This is a genomic window from Mesorhizobium sp. M7A.F.Ca.US.006.01.1.1 (assembly GCF_003997935.1).
Lineage (GTDB): Bacteria > Pseudomonadota > Alphaproteobacteria > Rhizobiales > Rhizobiaceae > Mesorhizobium.
The window spans coordinates 1-15,582 of sequence record NZ_RZQL01000033.1 but is presented as its reverse complement, the minus strand read 5'-3'; the positions used below and the strand labels follow the sequence as shown (position 1 = coordinate 15,582).

12 protein-coding genes and 3 pseudogenes are annotated in these 15,582 nt (G+C 57.7%); 2 read left to right on the top strand and 13 right to left on the bottom strand.

Annotated features, from left to right (window positions below; translation table 11 throughout):
* Nucleotides 1-95: 95 nt before the first annotated feature.
* The 8 genes and pseudogenes from EN943_RS38265 to EN943_RS08690 all read right to left on the bottom strand — a co-directional run.
* A pseudogene (locus tag EN943_RS38265) lies at nt 96-516 on the bottom strand (transposase); the annotation flags it as partial.
* A 483-nt stretch (nt 517-999) separates the two neighbouring features.
* The gene (locus EN943_RS08725; RefSeq protein ID WP_063169304.1) at nt 1,000-1,506 is read right to left on the bottom strand and encodes a TIR domain-containing protein; all 507 of its coding nucleotides are present in this window, start codon (nt 1,504-1,506) and stop codon (nt 1,000-1,002) included.
* A gap of 9 nt (nt 1,507-1,515) precedes the next feature.
* Complete coding sequence (locus EN943_RS08720) at nt 1,516-2,376, bottom strand: DUF4231 domain-containing protein (protein ID WP_063169305.1); 861 nt, start codon at nt 2,374-2,376, stop codon at nt 1,516-1,518.
* Between the two features lie 1,402 nt (nt 2,377-3,778).
* Nucleotides 3,779-4,276, bottom strand: coding sequence for an Lrp/AsnC family transcriptional regulator (locus tag EN943_RS08710; RefSeq protein WP_063169306.1), 498 nt, complete (start codon nt 4,274-4,276; stop codon nt 3,779-3,781).
* Nucleotides 4,277-4,769: 493 nt separating this feature from the next.
* On the bottom strand, nt 4,770-6,293 hold the full coding sequence (locus EN943_RS08705) for a fumarate hydratase (RefSeq protein ID WP_063169307.1): 1,524 nt from the start codon (nt 6,291-6,293) through the stop codon (nt 4,770-4,772).
* A 27-nt stretch (nt 6,294-6,320) separates the two neighbouring features.
* Complete coding sequence (locus EN943_RS08700) at nt 6,321-7,754, bottom strand: NAD-dependent succinate-semialdehyde dehydrogenase (protein WP_063170369.1); 1,434 nt, start codon at nt 7,752-7,754, stop codon at nt 6,321-6,323.
* Between the two features lie 193 nt (nt 7,755-7,947).
* Nucleotides 7,948-8,874 carry a LysR family transcriptional regulator gene (locus EN943_RS08695; protein ID WP_063169308.1) on the bottom strand — a complete coding sequence of 309 codons (927 nt, stop codon included), beginning with the start codon at nt 8,872-8,874 and terminating at the stop codon, nt 7,948-7,950.
* A 167-nt stretch (nt 8,875-9,041) separates the two neighbouring features.
* A complete protein-coding gene (locus tag EN943_RS08690) occupies nt 9,042-9,443 on the bottom strand; it encodes a hypothetical protein (RefSeq protein WP_063169309.1) in 402 nt (133 codons plus the stop codon).
* 1,485 nt (nt 9,444-10,928) lie between these two features.
* Here EN943_RS08690 and EN943_RS08685 point away from each other — a divergent pair.
* Nucleotides 10,929-11,276, top strand: a complete 348-nt coding sequence (locus EN943_RS08685; RefSeq protein ID WP_063169310.1) for a transposase — start codon at nt 10,929-10,931, stop codon at nt 11,274-11,276.
* Between the two features lie 48 nt (nt 11,277-11,324).
* On the opposite strand, the pseudogene EN943_RS38260 reads toward EN943_RS08685, so the two are convergent.
* Nucleotides 11,325-11,461, bottom strand: a pseudogene (locus EN943_RS38260) (IS3 family transposase); the annotation flags it as partial.
* 528 nt (nt 11,462-11,989) lie between these two features.
* On the opposite strand from EN943_RS38260, the gene EN943_RS38255 reads away from it, so the two are divergent.
* Nucleotides 11,990-12,364, top strand: a complete 375-nt coding sequence (locus EN943_RS38255) for a zinc ribbon domain-containing protein (RefSeq protein ID WP_063169311.1) — start codon at nt 11,990-11,992, stop codon at nt 12,362-12,364.
* A gap of 55 nt (nt 12,365-12,419) precedes the next feature.
* Here EN943_RS38255 and EN943_RS08675 read toward each other — a convergent pair.
* The 4 genes and pseudogenes from EN943_RS08675 to EN943_RS08660 form a co-directional block, all read right to left on the bottom strand.
* Nucleotides 12,420-12,544: pseudogene (locus tag EN943_RS08675) on the bottom strand (integrase core domain-containing protein); the annotation flags it as partial.
* Between the two features lie 24 nt (nt 12,545-12,568).
* A complete protein-coding gene (locus EN943_RS08670) occupies nt 12,569-13,471 on the bottom strand; it encodes a CoA ester lyase (protein ID WP_210326668.1) in 903 nt (300 codons plus the stop codon).
* A gap of 133 nt (nt 13,472-13,604) precedes the next feature.
* Entirely contained in the window at nt 13,605-14,756 is a 1,152-nt protein-coding gene (locus tag EN943_RS08665; protein ID WP_063169312.1) for a CaiB/BaiF CoA-transferase family protein, read from the bottom strand.
* Nucleotides 14,757-14,767: 11 nt separating this feature from the next.
* A partial coding sequence (locus tag EN943_RS08660; protein WP_127412296.1) for a methylaspartate ammonia-lyase occupies nt 14,768-15,582 on the bottom strand: 815 nt, incomplete at its 5' end.

Sequence of the window (15,582 nt, the reverse complement as noted above, 5' to 3'; positions counted from 1 at the left end):
GCAGGTTATTCGCCGTGAAATTCGCGGGATCGGCCCGAATTGCCGTGAAAACTAAGGCGTCACCTTCGCCTTAGCCGAGGGTCGGGGGCGCGTCCTGCAAACACGAACAGCTTACGACGCGCATGCGCCCAGCATAGTGCCCGATTAGCGGGCGATATTGACGGATGAATAGCGCTCGGGACGCTGTTCCCGCCGGCCGCGCGAGGCACGATAGAGCGCCGGCGGCCATGTTCCGCCGAACTGCCGGTCATCCCTTACATTCTGACGGTCCGGATCGGTCTTGCCCTTCCCAAGGGTGGTAATGAGGTGATCAGGGGCAAAGCACATTCGCCTCGATCAGCAGGCAGCGGGTTCCGTGCCGCGGCACAGGCTCCAACCTGGTTGGCCAGCGCTGAGAGGCTGAGGTCGTGCCCTCGCGCATATTGATAGCTTTGGCGGTGCGGCGGCTGGTGCTCGGCAGACTTCTCGAAGGAGCATAGCCAGAAGGTTCGGCCCGGCAAAGACGCGCGGCGAGAGCTCCTTGCCATTGACATCTTGATTCGCAGCCGACCAGCGCCGCCAAGTTCTATCGTCAGCGTGTTGCCTTTCTTGCGATCGCAAATTCGTGGTTGCTGCGCAGGGCGAGCCGAGCTGCGGCTCGCAGGAGGGGGCGAGCCGACAGAATTGCGCGGCCTGAAAAGCTGCCTCCATCAATGCTGGCCGCTCGTGCAGTCTCGAAACGCTGGATCAAGCCTCAAACATCGAACAGCCGCTCCTTTTCCTCGCGAAACCAGCGCCCTCGCGCGACATGATCTTGTCTGACGATCCGACGCTTCGAGCGGGGCTCCTCTAATAGGTTGCACATGACCTGCAGCTTTCAGCCAAACTCAGCAAATCGGACGTCGTGCTCTTCTTATCATCGCTCGGCAAGCTCGGAACACGCTGGCGGACGTTGCTAAGGCTAGTCGCCGCCAGCGGATGGCGAGGATGTTTGGGCGGCTAAGTGCTTTTAGGTGGCGATTATAAGCCGAGATCGCGATAGGTGCTTTCGCCATAGCTCCTGGCGCCATCGCCACGCTGAGCGTTTGAAAGCCGATGAAATTCGCTCGGCCAATTGGCTAGCGCGTGCTTGATGGCCTTCATCTTGAACGGCACGTGCACAACACATTTGTCCCTGATGATAGGCGGACAGCTCACATCTTGTTGCCGCGAGCCGTTAAGGTTTGCTGCGATTATCGGCAGACCTAGATCAAGAGCCAATTCCATTTCCCAGCGCACGAAGCGAAAAAGGTTTTTCGTCTTCTCACCGATCAGGACAAGTACCTGGCTCGATCCATTCATTCTGTTGCGAAGATTGCGTTTAACATAATCTTCGTCCTGTGCTCGGCTCGTCATATTGTCCAGATCGTGAGCGTTCGCGAATTCAAAACTCACATTCTCGCTGGCGTTCCACCCTTTCATAAAGCGGTATGCCCAAGCGTCTTCATCGCCGTCAAATATTACATAGGTCGGATCGCTGTATGCCATTGTTGTCTCTTAGTTGTTTTGACGAGCAACCCACTGGGTGTGCTCCCGTGAGAAAGCCAGTTCGGCTTCGTTCACCGCGGCGGAGAATGCCTCATCCGAGTTGGCGTCCGTAATAAGGTCGGCAGTCAAGCCGATCTCGTGAGCTGTCAACGTGTAAGCCGATGCCAATTCGTTAAATTTCTTGATCTGGGTCCACCCAATAAGGGAGGCGGCGATGACAATTAGCGGCTCGGTCGGCCAGCCTGGCATCGCGGGGTCAGCGATGCGTACTACGATGAACGAGAATCCCAGAGCGTATGCAAAAATACCAAGGCCCATCCAGACTTTCGCGGACCTCTTGTTCGAGCGCGCCTTCTTCTCGTACCACTTCCGTTGGTCGCAGATTCGTCTCTGCAGATATAGGTCTTTTCTTTCTTTTAGCGGGGAGTCCCTTATCGACATCATCTGGTCGGTTGTTTGGGGGGATGCTGAATCGGTGCCGCTCAACGCGCTACCAAGGTGACGATTGCTATCAAGGATACCTTCCATGAGCTTTCGAAAATCAGCTCTGGCGTCAGCGGCGCGCGCGTCATCGAACGGCTGTGCTCGCATCGCGAAGCGCCAAGTCAATGTCTTCACCGACTCTGCCAGAGCTCGAGCCTGATACCAGACCTGCTCGGGCTTTGTGACCGACCGGAAAATGAGGACTCCCATTGAGCAAAGAAATACCGCAGCATAGACACCGAAATAGGCTTTTGATGGCGACAAGTCCAAAGAGAGCACCGACGCTAAAAAAAGAAGAACGTACTCTGCCCGGATCAGGCGCAGAAACGTCGCCTGCTGCTCGTTGGATGCCACGTCGGCGCTATTATAGAGTCCAGGATATTTCATTTTTGAAGCACACCAGTCTATTTTGTGGCGGTAAATTCTTTAAGCCAGGATTTGGCAAACGTGAGGTTAGCAGTCGAGCTTACAGAGCCTATTCTTGAGCGAGGCGCGGTCCCTCTGTTCATAAACAGGAATGCAGGTCCTGTCCCATCAATGTAAGGGTATAGGCCCAAAAATTCTTGCCCGGAGAATGTTTCCGAAGAATTTTTTGCCACGGGCAGAACCGCTACCGCGGTCCGAAACCCATCGAAAAAGCCAAGCTCCCAAGGCATCCATCTGGATCCTGGAGAATTGTTTGAATGCACATAGATTAGCGTCTTTGACTGCCTCATACGGGTCCGCAGCAACTCGGCGGTGGCCGAGGAGACTTTTGTGCGGTCCAGTTGTGAATCTTCGACCCAATCTACGTAAGCAGTGAACCCAAGCTCCTCGAAAATTCGCTTCACACCGAGAACGATCTCTGCGTCCTTGAAAGAATGTGACAGAAAAACGTCGAATGACGATCTGGCTGTAGCTGCGGCCGTCTCTTCCTTTAGAACGATCGATGCGGCTCTATGTCCTCGACTGGCATTCGCAACTCTTTTCAGCTCTGCCTCGGTCAGTAGCACTATTCAAATCCCCCCATGATCTGTTCGCAATCTATGAACTTGACGCCCATTCGATTAAGCGACCCTTGTCTTGTGAAAACTGGCACCATGCTCTCCAGCCGGTAGCGCAACCTCCACCTTCTCAAAGACCACGTCGGGTGGCAGGAGTGACCGGCCTTGTCACCCACCTACGCGATCCCGGCACAGCCATGCTCCTCGCTTAGAAGGCTGCGGAGACCAGCAATGTCAAACAGGACAGACGATCTCCTAATCTCGAACAGCAACGAACTTAGGACGTAAAAACGCGATCTCCGAATGTCCGCAGGCGTCGAGGGCCGGGTTGGTCGCCAAGGCCGAGCGGGCCAGCTTGCACTCCCGCTACCCGTCGGCTTGCCAAACCCTCGCTGTAGATTTCGCCCCCTACACGGATGCGCTGACCGCGACTAAGCTCAATCGCCACTGATCGCCAATCCAGGGCGAAAGTTCCCCCCTTGAAGTAGCGGTAGAGGCATTTTTCGGCACTTCGCATCTTAGATATGGACGCCTCCTCAACCAGGCACGATCCGGTTTGGCTTCTCGCCGTAACCGTGCTGGGCAAGTGCGTCCGATGGCTGCTTCGATCCTCTCCTGGAATAGATCGGTTCCAGATTGCTCAAGCGCATCGTCCTTGCTCGCGATCAACTGGCGGATAGCGCTCGGCCACCTTTTTCCAGCAATTAGTATACCGCAAATGTCCCTTGAGTTTCGTCGGAATGGGTGCCTTTTGCCGACGAATCTACGGGATCCGTGCCAAACGCCGTTGAAACTTAGCTTTTGGGTTACCGTTGCCTCAGGGCGGACAAAGGTATCGGTGAATTGGACTTCACTGGTTTCGTGACGACAAGGCTATAGTATTGATCAATCCCCAAGCCTGCCTGCAGCAGTCCCTCCATGAAATCCTGATAGGCGGCCATAGAACGAGATGCGACCCGCATCAGATAATCCACGCGCCCCCCAATTGCCCAGCAGTCCAGGATTTCCGGAATGTCTTGGATAGCAGTTTCGAAGTGTCGTTGGTCCTCAAGACGATGACGATCCAGCACGACCTCCACCATCACAAAGATCATGCCGCCGATGAGGGCAGGACTCAGCCGCGCATAAAATCCCTCAATAATCCCCGCGGCCTTGAGTGCTCGGAGCCGCTCCGAACAGGCGGACGCCGAAAGATGAACTCGTTTTGCAAGCTCACTTTTTGAAATCCGACCGTCTGCCTGAATTTCGGAGAGGATCCGCAGGTCCCAACTGTCGAGTTGCACGGGATCGGGTTTCGACTTCATAACCTATGCTCTCAGCGATGACATCGCGTTGTGTGCCGATCAATTCTATCATCAATTGAAACGAGCGAATGTAGCAGTGGAAGGCATCCGTTCCAGGCCCGAGATGTGCCAGAATGGGGTACGAAAATCAGCTGAGGGTGAGCGATCCGCTGAGAAAAGCTGCAGAAGTAATTTGGCTATCGCCCCAACGCCCAACGGGGCAATGGTGCAGCTGGAGAGAATAGTCGGCGGCGGCGGAGACCATGATAAATAGATAACCGATTTTCTTGAATCTCGCTGCCGTACTTGATAGACGCGCGACTGCATTCGACCCTCGATCGCATGGACGGCATACTCAATGCAGTATTCACTCGCACATTCAACTATTAGGGTGAATTGAAGGCCTTGCTTGGCCGGCTCGCCGAGGCGCAGGGCACCGCAAATGCCGCTCGTCTTATGGCTTGCCCGATAATTTGGCGCTCGGGTCTGGCCGAAATCGCCCAACCGGAAAGACTCAAACACCGATGTTGCGTGCGATGCTGTCGGCTGCCATACGCTTACGCCACTCAAGAGGCCCGGAATTGTGAATGGAGTTTCCCTCAACATCGACAGCCATGACGACGGGCATGTCCTGCACATCGAATTCATAGATGGCTTCCATGCCCAGGTCTTCAAAGGCGACAATCCGCGCCGCCTTAATCGACTTTGAAATCAGGTACGCAGCGCCACCCACTGCAGCAAGGTATGGCGTTCTGTGTCTTACAATCGACGCGATGGCCGCCGGTCCCCTCTCCGCTTTGCCCACCATCGCGAAAAGGCCGGTTTCGGCGAGCACCTTGTCCGTAAAATCGTCCAAGCGGCTGGAGGTTGTTGGACCGGCGGGTCCAACGACTTCATTCCTCACTGCCCGGACGGGACCGACGTAGTAGATCACGCGGCCCCTCAGATCGACTGGGAGCGGCTTGCCGGCATCAATCAGTTCGACCATTCGTTTGTGGGCAGCGTCACGGCCCGTCAGCATCTTTCCAGAAAGCAGGAGCGTTTCACCGCAGCGCCACGATGCCGTCTCTTCCTTCGTAAGCGTATCTAAATTGACCCGCCGGACGCCGGCTGGGTTCAATTCGTCGGCTCCGATGTCGGGCCATTCGCGCAAATCGGGCGGCTGGAGGCTGATGGGTCCAGAGCCGTCCAAAGTAAACTTCAGGTGCCGGTTGGCGGCGCATTGCGGGATGAGCGCCACAGGCTTGGACGCTGCATGAGTAGGATAGGTCGCAACCTTGACGTCAACGACTGTCGTCAGACCACCAAGGCCTTGGGCGCCGATACCAAGCGCGTTGATCCGCTCATAAAGCTCAATCCGCAGCCCCTCTTCTGCGCTTGACGCCCCCCTTGCGATCAGTTCCGCCATATCTATGGGCTCGTTCATGGCCTCCTTGGCCAGCAGCATCGCCTTTTCAGCGCTACCACCGATGCCGACAGAGATCAGTCCAGGTGGACACCACCCGCTGCCAAGGGTCGAAACGGTATTGACCACCCAGTCGGAAACGGAGGCGGTGGGATTGAGGGTGGTAAAACGTGCCTTGTTCTCCGACCCGCCGCCTTTCGCGGCGATGGTGATCTCAATCTGGTTACCTTGCACCAGGTCGACATGGACAACTGCCGGTGTGTTGTCGCGGGTGTTGACCCGTCTAGCGAGGGGATCCGCAACGATCGATGCCCGAAGGGGATTGTCCGGATCGAGATAGGCTTGACGTACGCCCTCATTCACAAGATCCGCGAAACTGGCTGTTGACTTAATGCGGGCATCCATGCCGACCTTTGCGAAGACAACCACAAGTCCGGTGTCCTGACAAATCGGGCGCCGCCCAAAGGCCGCCATGCGGGAGTTCAGCAGAATCTGACCTATGGCATTCTTCGCCGACGGGCTCTGTTCTCGCGTGTATGCGTGAGAAAGAGACCGGATATAATCTGGAGGATGATAGTACGAGATGTACTGAAGGGCGTCGGCGACGCTCCTTGTGATGTCGCTACCGGCCATGGTCCGTGTTCTGTTTCCCACCGGATTTTATCCAAATGAACCGAGGCCATTGACCATTTTCAGAATCTGGAAGCTTCGCACCCCCTGCTCGCCGCCTTCATATCCATAGCCGCTTTGTTTGACTCCTCCATAAGGGGCATCAGCGGAAACCCCTTTCAGGTAATTCACACTAACAGCGCCCGCAGAAAGACCGCCCACAAGCCTCTGTTGCGTATCGGCCGCGCCAGTAAACAAGTAGGCGGCCAGACCGTACTCCGTGGCGTTGGCTTCATCGATCGCCTCTTCGATCGTATCGAAAGGAGCCACGGTGAGAATTGGTCCGAACGGCTCTTCATGAAGCACTCTCGCTTCCTTCGGTACGCCAGTCAGGATGGTTGGCGGCCAGTAAAACCCCGGTCGGTCAAGGGGGATGCCACCGGTCTCGATTTGGGCGCCGCCCTCTACCGCATCTTTGGTCAGGCGTTGCATGGCCTCGATTCGCCGCGCGTTTGCCATGGGACCCATCTGCGTTGCAGGGTCATCCGGTGGACCGATCCTGATTTTTCGGACCGCCTCCGTCATCCGGAACAGGAATTCCTCATAGCGGGATCGGGCGACAAGAATCCTGCTGGGCGCATTACAACTCTGGCCCGCGCACTCGAATTTGTATTCCGAAATAGCCGGTATCGCCGTTGCCAGGTCGGCATCTTCGCACACAATAACCGGGGAATGTCCACCGAGCTCAAGGATGCAGCGCTGCAGATTATTCGCGGCCAGTGTGGCCAGCTGTTTCCCAACAGCGGTCGACCCCGTGAACGTCAAGACTTTGACAATTGGCGAACTGAGCAGATGCCGTGATATATGCACAGGAACACCGAACACCAGGTTGACCACGCCTTCCGGTATCCCTGCTTGACGCAAAGATTCCACGACATGGACAGCCACGCTTGGCGTCTCTTCGGCCCCTTTGAGGATCACCGGGCAGCCTGCCGCCAGCGCGGGGGCGAGCTTGCGGGCGATGAGAACGGCTGGATAGTTCCACGGCGTAAAGGCAGCGACGACACCGAGGGCCTCCGGGACGATCATCCTGTTCGGACCCAACGGAATCGGGGTCGACAACTCATCGGCATGCCGGCCATTCCATTCCAGCGTTTCGACTGCGCGCGCGTACTCTCCTGTTGCTTCGGCAATCGTCTTTCCCTGTTCGGACGACAGGTCCCTGGCTGCGGCGCCAGCTTTCTCAGCCAGATTGCTGGCGGCAGAGACGAGGATCTCGCCACGCTCTTTGGCGGGGCGTGAGGACCACGCCTTGCGGCTGCGTTCTGCCGAAGCAAGAGCTTCATCCAAGTCTGGAACCGTAGCCGAGGCCACTGAGGCAAATACCTTCTCCGTCGCCGGGTTGATCACCGGCAAAGTGGCTCGGCTACCACCGGCTCGCCATTTGCCATTAATGAAGAGCTCGTAGCTCCTGGCGTGGGACATCGCGGGCTCCACTTGTGATTCTGGCCATGCGAGCGCCGTTTCAATTTTCGAAGCCGCTGAGCTCGCTTGAGCCAGTTTCATCGCGATGGTCGCAGCGGGTCAAATATCGATTAGTGCCTAAATCCATCTGGAATCCAGATCGATCTGTTCCGACAGGAAGGAAGTCATGCCGTTGTTTACAGATCGATGGTTCTCAGGTCGCGTCAGGAGCCGATGCTACCCAGCCCCGGCTCTCAATCAATTCTCTGGCGACCTTCGGAATGAGCTTGCGGACCGCAGAAACGGCCGCAGAACGCTCATCTTTGGGATTTACAGCAAGCACCACGGAGCGGGTAATTACCGGATCGACTATCTTGACCGTCCGGACCAGCCCTTGAGAGGCTTCTTTCTGAACGGCAGACGGGGCGAGAATAGAATGCGCTTTTCCCTCTACGACCATGTTGATGATCGTTGAGAGCGAGTCCACTTCAAACTTGACGTCCATCGCGCAACCGTGTTGTGCGACGACATCAGCCACCGAACGCCTGACATTGTTGTTGCGCATGGGAACCGCCAGGGGGAATGCATGCAGGTCGGCCAGAGATATCGCATCTTCAAACGGTGGCTCGCCGGACGGAACCACCAGACAAAGGTCTTCGCGCGCTAGCACAGTCATTCGCCCCACACTGTCCGCAGTGCGGTACAGAACCGCCAGATTGAAGCGTCCAGCCGCCATCCATTCCTCTAGCGGTCCCGTCATACCCTCGACCATCTTGAGGGACACCTTGGGCAGTTCGTGTCTTACCGTCTCAAGCAGCGGACCGCTCAGGACGCGAGCAGCTCCAGACGGAATGCCAATAGTCACCTCCCCGGCGGGGGAAGCGGCTGTGTTGGTCAATTCCACCTCGGTAATTCGAATTTCTTTGAGAATCGCCCGCGCCCGCTCCAGGAGTTTGGCTCCTGACGCCGTCACGCTCACGCCGGTCCTGTCGCGTATCAGCAGCTGAGTGCCGAAGCCTTCCTCCAATTGGCGCACATGCAGACTCAGCGCACTCTGGGCGACATTCAGAAAGCCAGCGGCCTTCGTGAAACTGCCTGCTTCGACCACGCCAACAAAGTATCTTAACTGCCTGATTTCCACGGGTACTCTTCCGAGGGCGGACTGCAATGATGTAATCTATCTCGAAATGTGATGGCGCGACAGCAATAATTGCAGAGCGACATGACGCCTAACTGTCGTGTCATCTCAGTGTGGTTTGACCAAAACCGTAACCTATGTGTCCAGAATGGACCCAACCCGCCGAGGCTTCAACCGGCCAACTCGGCGCCCTGATCCATGGAGATGATTTCTCGGACCCTTCGAATAACCGGTAGATCGACCATCTTCCCGTCCAATGTGAACGCGCCTTTGCCTTGCGCCGTCGCATCTTTTTCGCCGCGAGGACACGACGGGTCCCTCGAGTTCTTGTGCGCTTGGTGAAAAGCCCCATCGATGTTTAAATGGATCGCCTGCGGCCCCACGAAGTTATCATTGTCTAAGAATCGCCGATGCTTCCTATCGAGCCGAGACTGCCGCATGGGGAACAGAACGGAAAGGTTCGGCGTCAAAAGCAGGTCGAGTTCTGGGGCACCGCCAACAGCTGCACTGAAGTCTTCAGTACCAAGCGCCATTGCAACCAGCGGCGCTAACAAGATGGGAAAGGAGGTCATTGCTATTGCCGCTGGCGGACTTCGGCCGGCCACCCCATTTCCTCTTCCGAGAGGTGAATTGTCCAACCAACCCTGCTGACTAATGACGAGCATGATCGTATCGTCAACGTGTCACAGAATTGCTTGCAAGCTCACGGCCTCAGCTGGGCCAACGAACATTGAACTCCGTGGACGAAGCCTGGACCCGTCGTCATCCAAGTCAATCCGCGCCTCGATGAGGGGACAGATCCTCAATTGGTTCAGCTGGCTTGCAGTATTGCACCTAGCAGTCACGGCGAGGACTGGGATTTGCGAAGAAGGCATTCTCGCAGTGCGGCCGTACGGTACCTCATTCCTGGCACACTGGATTAGATCGCTGGCGACATTAAGATCAGGTGTGACCGAGGTGAAATTTTATGTCGAAAACCTGAAGGCAGGGCGTCAGGCAGGGCGATTACAGAGATCCTATCGGACATGTCATCGCAGTTTCATCCACCATTGCTCGACCGAGGCGACACTCATCGTCCCATCAACCTAATCCATTGGTCGATCACGCCGTTCACGACCCTTGGCGAAGAAGGAATCAGCAGCCCCTAGGCTCAATTGGAAAGCGGGGCGGGGTCCATACGTATCTTCGTTTCCGGGCACCTCATGCTAATGAAGCCGCGACAACAGGTTGGTTATGCACCCAGGTGCTGGCCAATCCGGCTTGACTGGAAAGTTTCATACCCAGGCCTGGCACAGGCGAGCGTGATGCCGCTCTCGCTATGTTGGACCGCAGACGCCGCGACGGCGCATCGACTGGCGCTGGCGAAGCCTAGGACGCGCCAGTCAAGGACCTGCAAAGAGCAAGATCACGCCGCGCGTTGCCTTCAACGCCCATTTGAGCAGAAAGCAACAAGCCTCGCGTATAGCGATCGATGACCGCACGAAGCGCCATCCGGGCTATGATCTCAGTCAGCACTGCCCTAAGGGGTCAGAGGAGGGTTCGGTCAGTCAAGACCTCAGACGGCATGGCCAAGGTCAAGCTGCGAGGATGTGCCACCGCGGGCGCGGCATAACTTGGCGGGCTACAATTTGGTTCGCTTGCCCAGGCTGCTGGCAGCGCCGGTAGTCGGCCGCGCCGGACTGGCACCTACGTCTGGTCCATGAACGGTTGCTTTAGCAAAACCGAAGTCCTCGCCAAAACTCTTCGCCGACGTGCGACGACCGCGCCGGTGCTCGTTCCGGGGTCGGCAAGACGAAGACAGGCCTACTCTGGATTTATGCCCGCGATGACTGATTAGGGAGGGAGCGGACCGCCGGGCGTCTTATGTCTATGCGCCGGACCGAAAAGGCCCAGCGTGCGATCGCTCATCTCGCAGGCTCTCTACCGGAACTTGCAGGTCGACGGCTATAGCGGGCCATCGCTTGCTGGCCGACGAAAAGCGGCTTCACGCTCGCCTTCTGCCATGCCGCGCCCGATCGAGGCGCTAAGAAGGATCCGCGAACTCTAAAAGATCGAGGATGACATCCGTAGCCGAGGCCAACGAGGCCTTGCTGCACGCAGGCAAAAAGTGCTCAACCATCACGGCACTGGACCCAGGGCGGCTAGAGAAGCTCGGCCAAATCAGTCAGAAGACCAAGCTCACAGCGGCGATCCCCTACACGCTCTCGCGCTGGGAAGCGCCTCTCGCGCATCCTGGACGAGGCCATATCAAGATCGACAGCAACGTGGTCGAACGCTCAATCATACGCAACTCTTTTTGCAGCTCCGGCGGTGGCGCTGAGCACTGGTCAGTCATCGTGTCGCTGGGTGATCGCCGGGATTGGCCGGATAGCCTGAAGCTAAGGCCGTCGAGCCAGACCCTCTGACCTGCCACTGAACTTTCAACCAGTGGCGATTAGCCTCGGCCGTTTCTGTTATGGCGCGGTTTGAGCAACGGGCGGAGGCGCGAAGCCTTCATTGAGTGCAGCGTCGGAGCCGGTTGCGGCGAGGGTTCCGGCGAAGACCGCCGGGGTCAAATAGCGAGCGAGGAATGCGGCCTCACGGTGTTGAACAACACCAGGAAAGAACACCCACAGGACCGAGGAACGCAAGTTTCTTTATCCGTGGCATCCTTGGGCCGGGCGTTGTGTTCACGTTCATGAGGTGATCGAGAACGCCGACCGGGAGGTTTTCCGCTGCAGTCTCTCCCGCCACGCCTCCGATCGGTGGCTGGAAGTTCCGGCCTGGATGTTTGATCGCGGTCTGCACCGCGTGGCGCATTGCCCTGCCCCACATATCGATCCCAGAACGCTTGGCGTCTTGGTGACACTGCTGCAGGACCCGACGGCCAATTCCCACACCCCATCGCAATTGGAGGATTCGGGCGCAGCATCGGGTCCTCACGAAGCGAACCGGGGAGAGGTCCATACCGCGCCAGCCTACGACATATCAGTTCGATCTTCTCCAACCCGCACGACGCGCAGACCGCGCAGATGCCGCCATTCGCTCGCGCAGCCGCCGTAAGGCGCGAGATGCTGGCGCTGATTCCGGGTGCACACGAAGGCTACGTCGGCTGGGAAAGGCGGAAGCGATCCGCAAGATGGTGAGCGACCACGTGCCCACGAGCCGGCATCACGGGGCGCCCAAGCATGGCGACGCTCTGCTCGCCGACCTTGTCCGCTGCCGGCGCTGCGGCCGCGAGCTGACGGTCCGCTACACGGGAACCAAGCACAACATTCCGCGCTATTCCTGCTGGCGTGGTCTGCTTGACAATGGCGAGCCGCGTTGCATCGCCTTCGGTGGACTCGCGTCGATCGAAGGCGTTCATCCTCTGCCGGACGGTCCATGGGTCTTCAGCCGATCAACGCTTGACGAACCGGCGGCTCAGCGCATCGTTCATCGCGCGCGGCAAAACCCAAAATACCCCATGGGATCGCATCCAGATCAGCAAAACCTATTCACTCAAATGACATAGACAGATGAGTGTTATGAACAGGATTTAGGTCCTGCCTCCATTCGGCAGTGGCACTGCGGGCGTGGTCGAGGCCGAAGAACAGGCCATCGTTCAACAGCTCGTCTCGCATTCGGCCGTTGAGGGAATCGCGTAGCCATTTTGCATCGGCTTGCCCGGCGCGGTGTAGTGCCATTCGCTCCTGTTCAGCCGCTGATAACAGGCCAGTCAGTTGTTGCCCACAAGAATCAGGATCTCGTGGGCGCGCCGCACCACTGGCGGATCTATCATTTTGCCATTCAACGAGAATGCGGACAGTCCACGCGTGGCGGCATCATTTGCCGCCGCGACAACTTTATGGGCCCACTCGAGCTCCTGGGCGCTTGGCGAGAAAGCCTCATTGAATATGGCCACCTGTGTCGGATGGATCGCCAAAGCTCCGGCAAAGCCAAGCCGCCGCGCCCGCACCGCGGCCTCACGAAGTTTATGCGTGTCCGAGAACTCGCCGATGCTTCCTATGAAGCCCAGCGGGAGCAAGCCGGCCGCGCGGGCGGCAAACAGAACAGAAAGGTTCGGCGTCAAAAGAAGGTCGAATCCTGGGGCGCCGCCAACAGCGGCGCTGAAGTCTTCAGGGCCAAGCGCCATTGCGACCATCCTTGGATGCGCCGACGCAATGGCCGCAAGCCTTTGCAAGGCGCCCGGGGTCTCAATCTGGGCAAGGAACCGGATGCCTCCCTGCGGAAGATTTCTTTCACGTTCTAGTTCCGAAACCGCATTCGCGATCTCTATAACCCACTCTGCCGAATCCGTCTTCGGAAGAACCAGTGCGTCAACACCCGCCATCACGGCTGCATCGAGATCGGCCGCCAAGGCGCGCAGACCATGATTCACGCGGACCAAAACAGATGCGCCTTTCCGGCCCACCTCTGCCACGCATTCAGGAAGCTGCTGCCGTGACTCTCCTTTCCGATCCTGGGGCACGGAATCCTCCAGGTCGAGAATGACGCCATCTGCGCCCCGCTCATGGGCCGTCTCTACAAAGCGCGGAACGTGAACAGGAACGAAGAGCAGGGATCTCCAGCGCGGTACAGACATCGCGCCTTCAACGGCCGCAAAGGTGTCCTTGATCATGGAGACGCCTTTGCGGCCGATTTTAGCGCGGGCGCTGCCAGTGAGCTTTCTAGGCGGCCGGTGCGCTGAAATGATCCGAGGTACACAGGCATTTTGTAAACCGCGAGCAGTCTCACCTTACTGAAACGCGCGCTCACGCTGACGCGGCTCTTTCGCGCAAAAGCGCCCGCACCTCCTCGCGGACAGCCTCGGTATGAGAGCCAAGAGCCGGGACTGGGCGAAGCGAGGGGAGCTCCGAGTTGAAAATCGCCGCCGGCGCTATCGTCTCGACGGCTCCATCGGGTGTTCCAACCTGCACCCTGCGAATGTGTGGATGCTTTGAAACATCCACCACTTCGTTCAGTCGGCCATATGCCAGGCCGGCCGCCTCGAGCTCCTGCATCGCATCGTGGCAGGATAGTTCAAAAAACCGCTGTTCAATGATCTCATCAAGTTGCGCACGATGAGCGAGGCGCTCCATATTGTCAGCAAAACCAGGTGCGCGTGTGAGCCCGGACTGCTTCAGGAATTTCTCGCAGAAATTCACCCATTCGCGGTCATTCTGAACCGAAAAGATGACCTCTTTGCCGTCGGCACAGCGATAGGCACCATACGGCGCGAGCGACGGGTGTTTCACGCCTGCGCGTACCGTCTGGTAGCCGCTGTAATCATTTTGCAAAACCGGCACGTTCATCCAGTCGGCGACGGCATCAAACAGTGACACCTGGATGCTGGTCCCTTCGCCGGTGACCTCGCGGTGGTACAGTGCCTGAAGAATGGCGCTGTGCGCTGTCATGCCCGCCGAGATATCGCAAACCGAGACCCCTACACGCGCAGGCCCCTGTTGGTTGCCGGTGATAGCGCATAGACCTGTTTCGGCCTGGACGATCAGATCGTAGGCCTTCAAATGGGAATACGGCCCTGACTCCCCGAAACCAGAAATGTCGCAGGTGATCAGCCGCGGATATCGTCGACGCAGATCAGCGGACGCGAACCCCAGTTTTTCTATGCTGCCCGGCTTTAGATTCTGGATGAAGACATCAGCACTGGCAATGAGCGTGTCGAGGACGGCGCGATCCGCCTCCAACCTCAGGTCTAGACAGACCGACTCCTTACCCCGGTTGAGCCAGACGAAGTACGCGCTCTGCCCCCGCACCAGCTTGTCGTAGTTTCGGGCAAAGTCCCCTTCGGGCCTTTCGACCTTGATCACCCGGGCGCCTGCGTCAGCAAGGCGAGACGATGCGTAGGGAGCTGCAACGGCCTGTTCGACCGCCACAACCGTGATGTCCTTGAGACTGTTTAGCATCAGGGCGCTTCCTACGCGGCTTTCAGGTTTTGTGCCCGACGCCGATCAAGCATGGCGAGCAACCGATTTTGTTCGTTGCCTACAATGGAAAGACCTTCGTCGATGCCCATGCCAGGCTTCGCGAGCATCATGTCCGCCTGTGTTGCCACCGAAATGTGAACCGTCGCTCGCGCGGAGAGATCCGTCTCGCTGCAGCTGCCTCCCACATAGGCGTCCACGTTGTTCTCTTTGCACAGAAGCACCGCACGGGCGCTGTCGGCGATCGAGCCCACGTCCGGCGTCTTGATCTGCACGAGATGGGTCGCCTTAGCCTCCGCAAACAGACGCACATCCTCTAAGGTGTTGCAGCGTTCATCGACAACGATGCGCGCACGTGACGCGCGCGCATTCAGAATGCCGACGATCTGCCCGTAATTTTCGACCTGCGCCGGCGTAGACCCGAAGTCGGCTGGCGATTCGATATTCACCGTGAACTCCGGAACCGCGTCAGCAACCTTACTGATGAAGTCGGCGATGCGCTGGACGTCGAGCCCGATCTCCATACCGATCCAGCCGTACACATCGAAATGCAGCACCGGAGAATAGTCTGGTTGGCCGATTTGCTTGACGCGGTGCGCCACCCATTTGACGAAATCCAGAAAGGTTTCTCCCCCAACGCCGAATTTGCTACGCGAGTTGATGAGGCCATGCGGGATCACATCCACCCCCTTCAGGATCATTTTATCGACATTGATTTCGCGCGCATCACCGCTCTGGCAATAAATTGGGACACGACGATGCGGCATGGATAGGCAAAATTCCGAACAAACCACCTCCGCCATGGTAC

What these genes read in the sequence shown, in the direction of transcription:
- EN943_RS08725 (WP_063169304.1), bottom strand. Translation starts at nt 1,506, where the DNA reads ATGGCATACAGCGATCCGACCTATGTAATATTTGACGGCGATGAAGAC.
- EN943_RS08720 (WP_063169305.1), bottom strand. Translation starts at nt 2,376, where the DNA reads ATGAAATATCCTGGACTCTATAATAGCGCCGACGTGGCATCCAACGAG.
- EN943_RS08710 (WP_063169306.1), bottom strand. Translation starts at nt 4,276, where the DNA reads ATGAAGTCGAAACCCGATCCCGTGCAACTCGACAGTTGGGACCTGCGG.
- EN943_RS08705 (WP_063169307.1), bottom strand. Translation starts at nt 6,293, where the DNA reads ATGGCCGGTAGCGACATCACAAGGAGCGTCGCCGACGCCCTTCAGTAC.
- EN943_RS08700 (WP_063170369.1), bottom strand. Translation starts at nt 7,754, where the DNA reads ATGTCCCACGCCAGGAGCTACGAGCTCTTCATTAATGGCAAATGGCGA.
- EN943_RS08690 (WP_063169309.1), bottom strand. Translation starts at nt 9,443, where the DNA reads ATGACCTCCTTTCCCATCTTGTTAGCGCCGCTGGTTGCAATGGCGCTT.
- EN943_RS08685 (WP_063169310.1), top strand. Translation starts at nt 10,929, where the DNA reads ATGACATCCGTAGCCGAGGCCAACGAGGCCTTGCTGCACGCAGGCAAA.
- EN943_RS38255 (WP_063169311.1), top strand. Translation starts at nt 11,990, where the DNA reads ATGGTGAGCGACCACGTGCCCACGAGCCGGCATCACGGGGCGCCCAAG.
- EN943_RS08670 (WP_210326668.1), bottom strand. Translation starts at nt 13,471, where the DNA reads ATGATCAAGGACACCTTTGCGGCCGTTGAAGGCGCGATGTCTGTACCG.
- EN943_RS08665 (WP_063169312.1), bottom strand. Translation starts at nt 14,756, where the DNA reads ATGCTAAACAGTCTCAAGGACATCACGGTTGTGGCGGTCGAACAGGCC.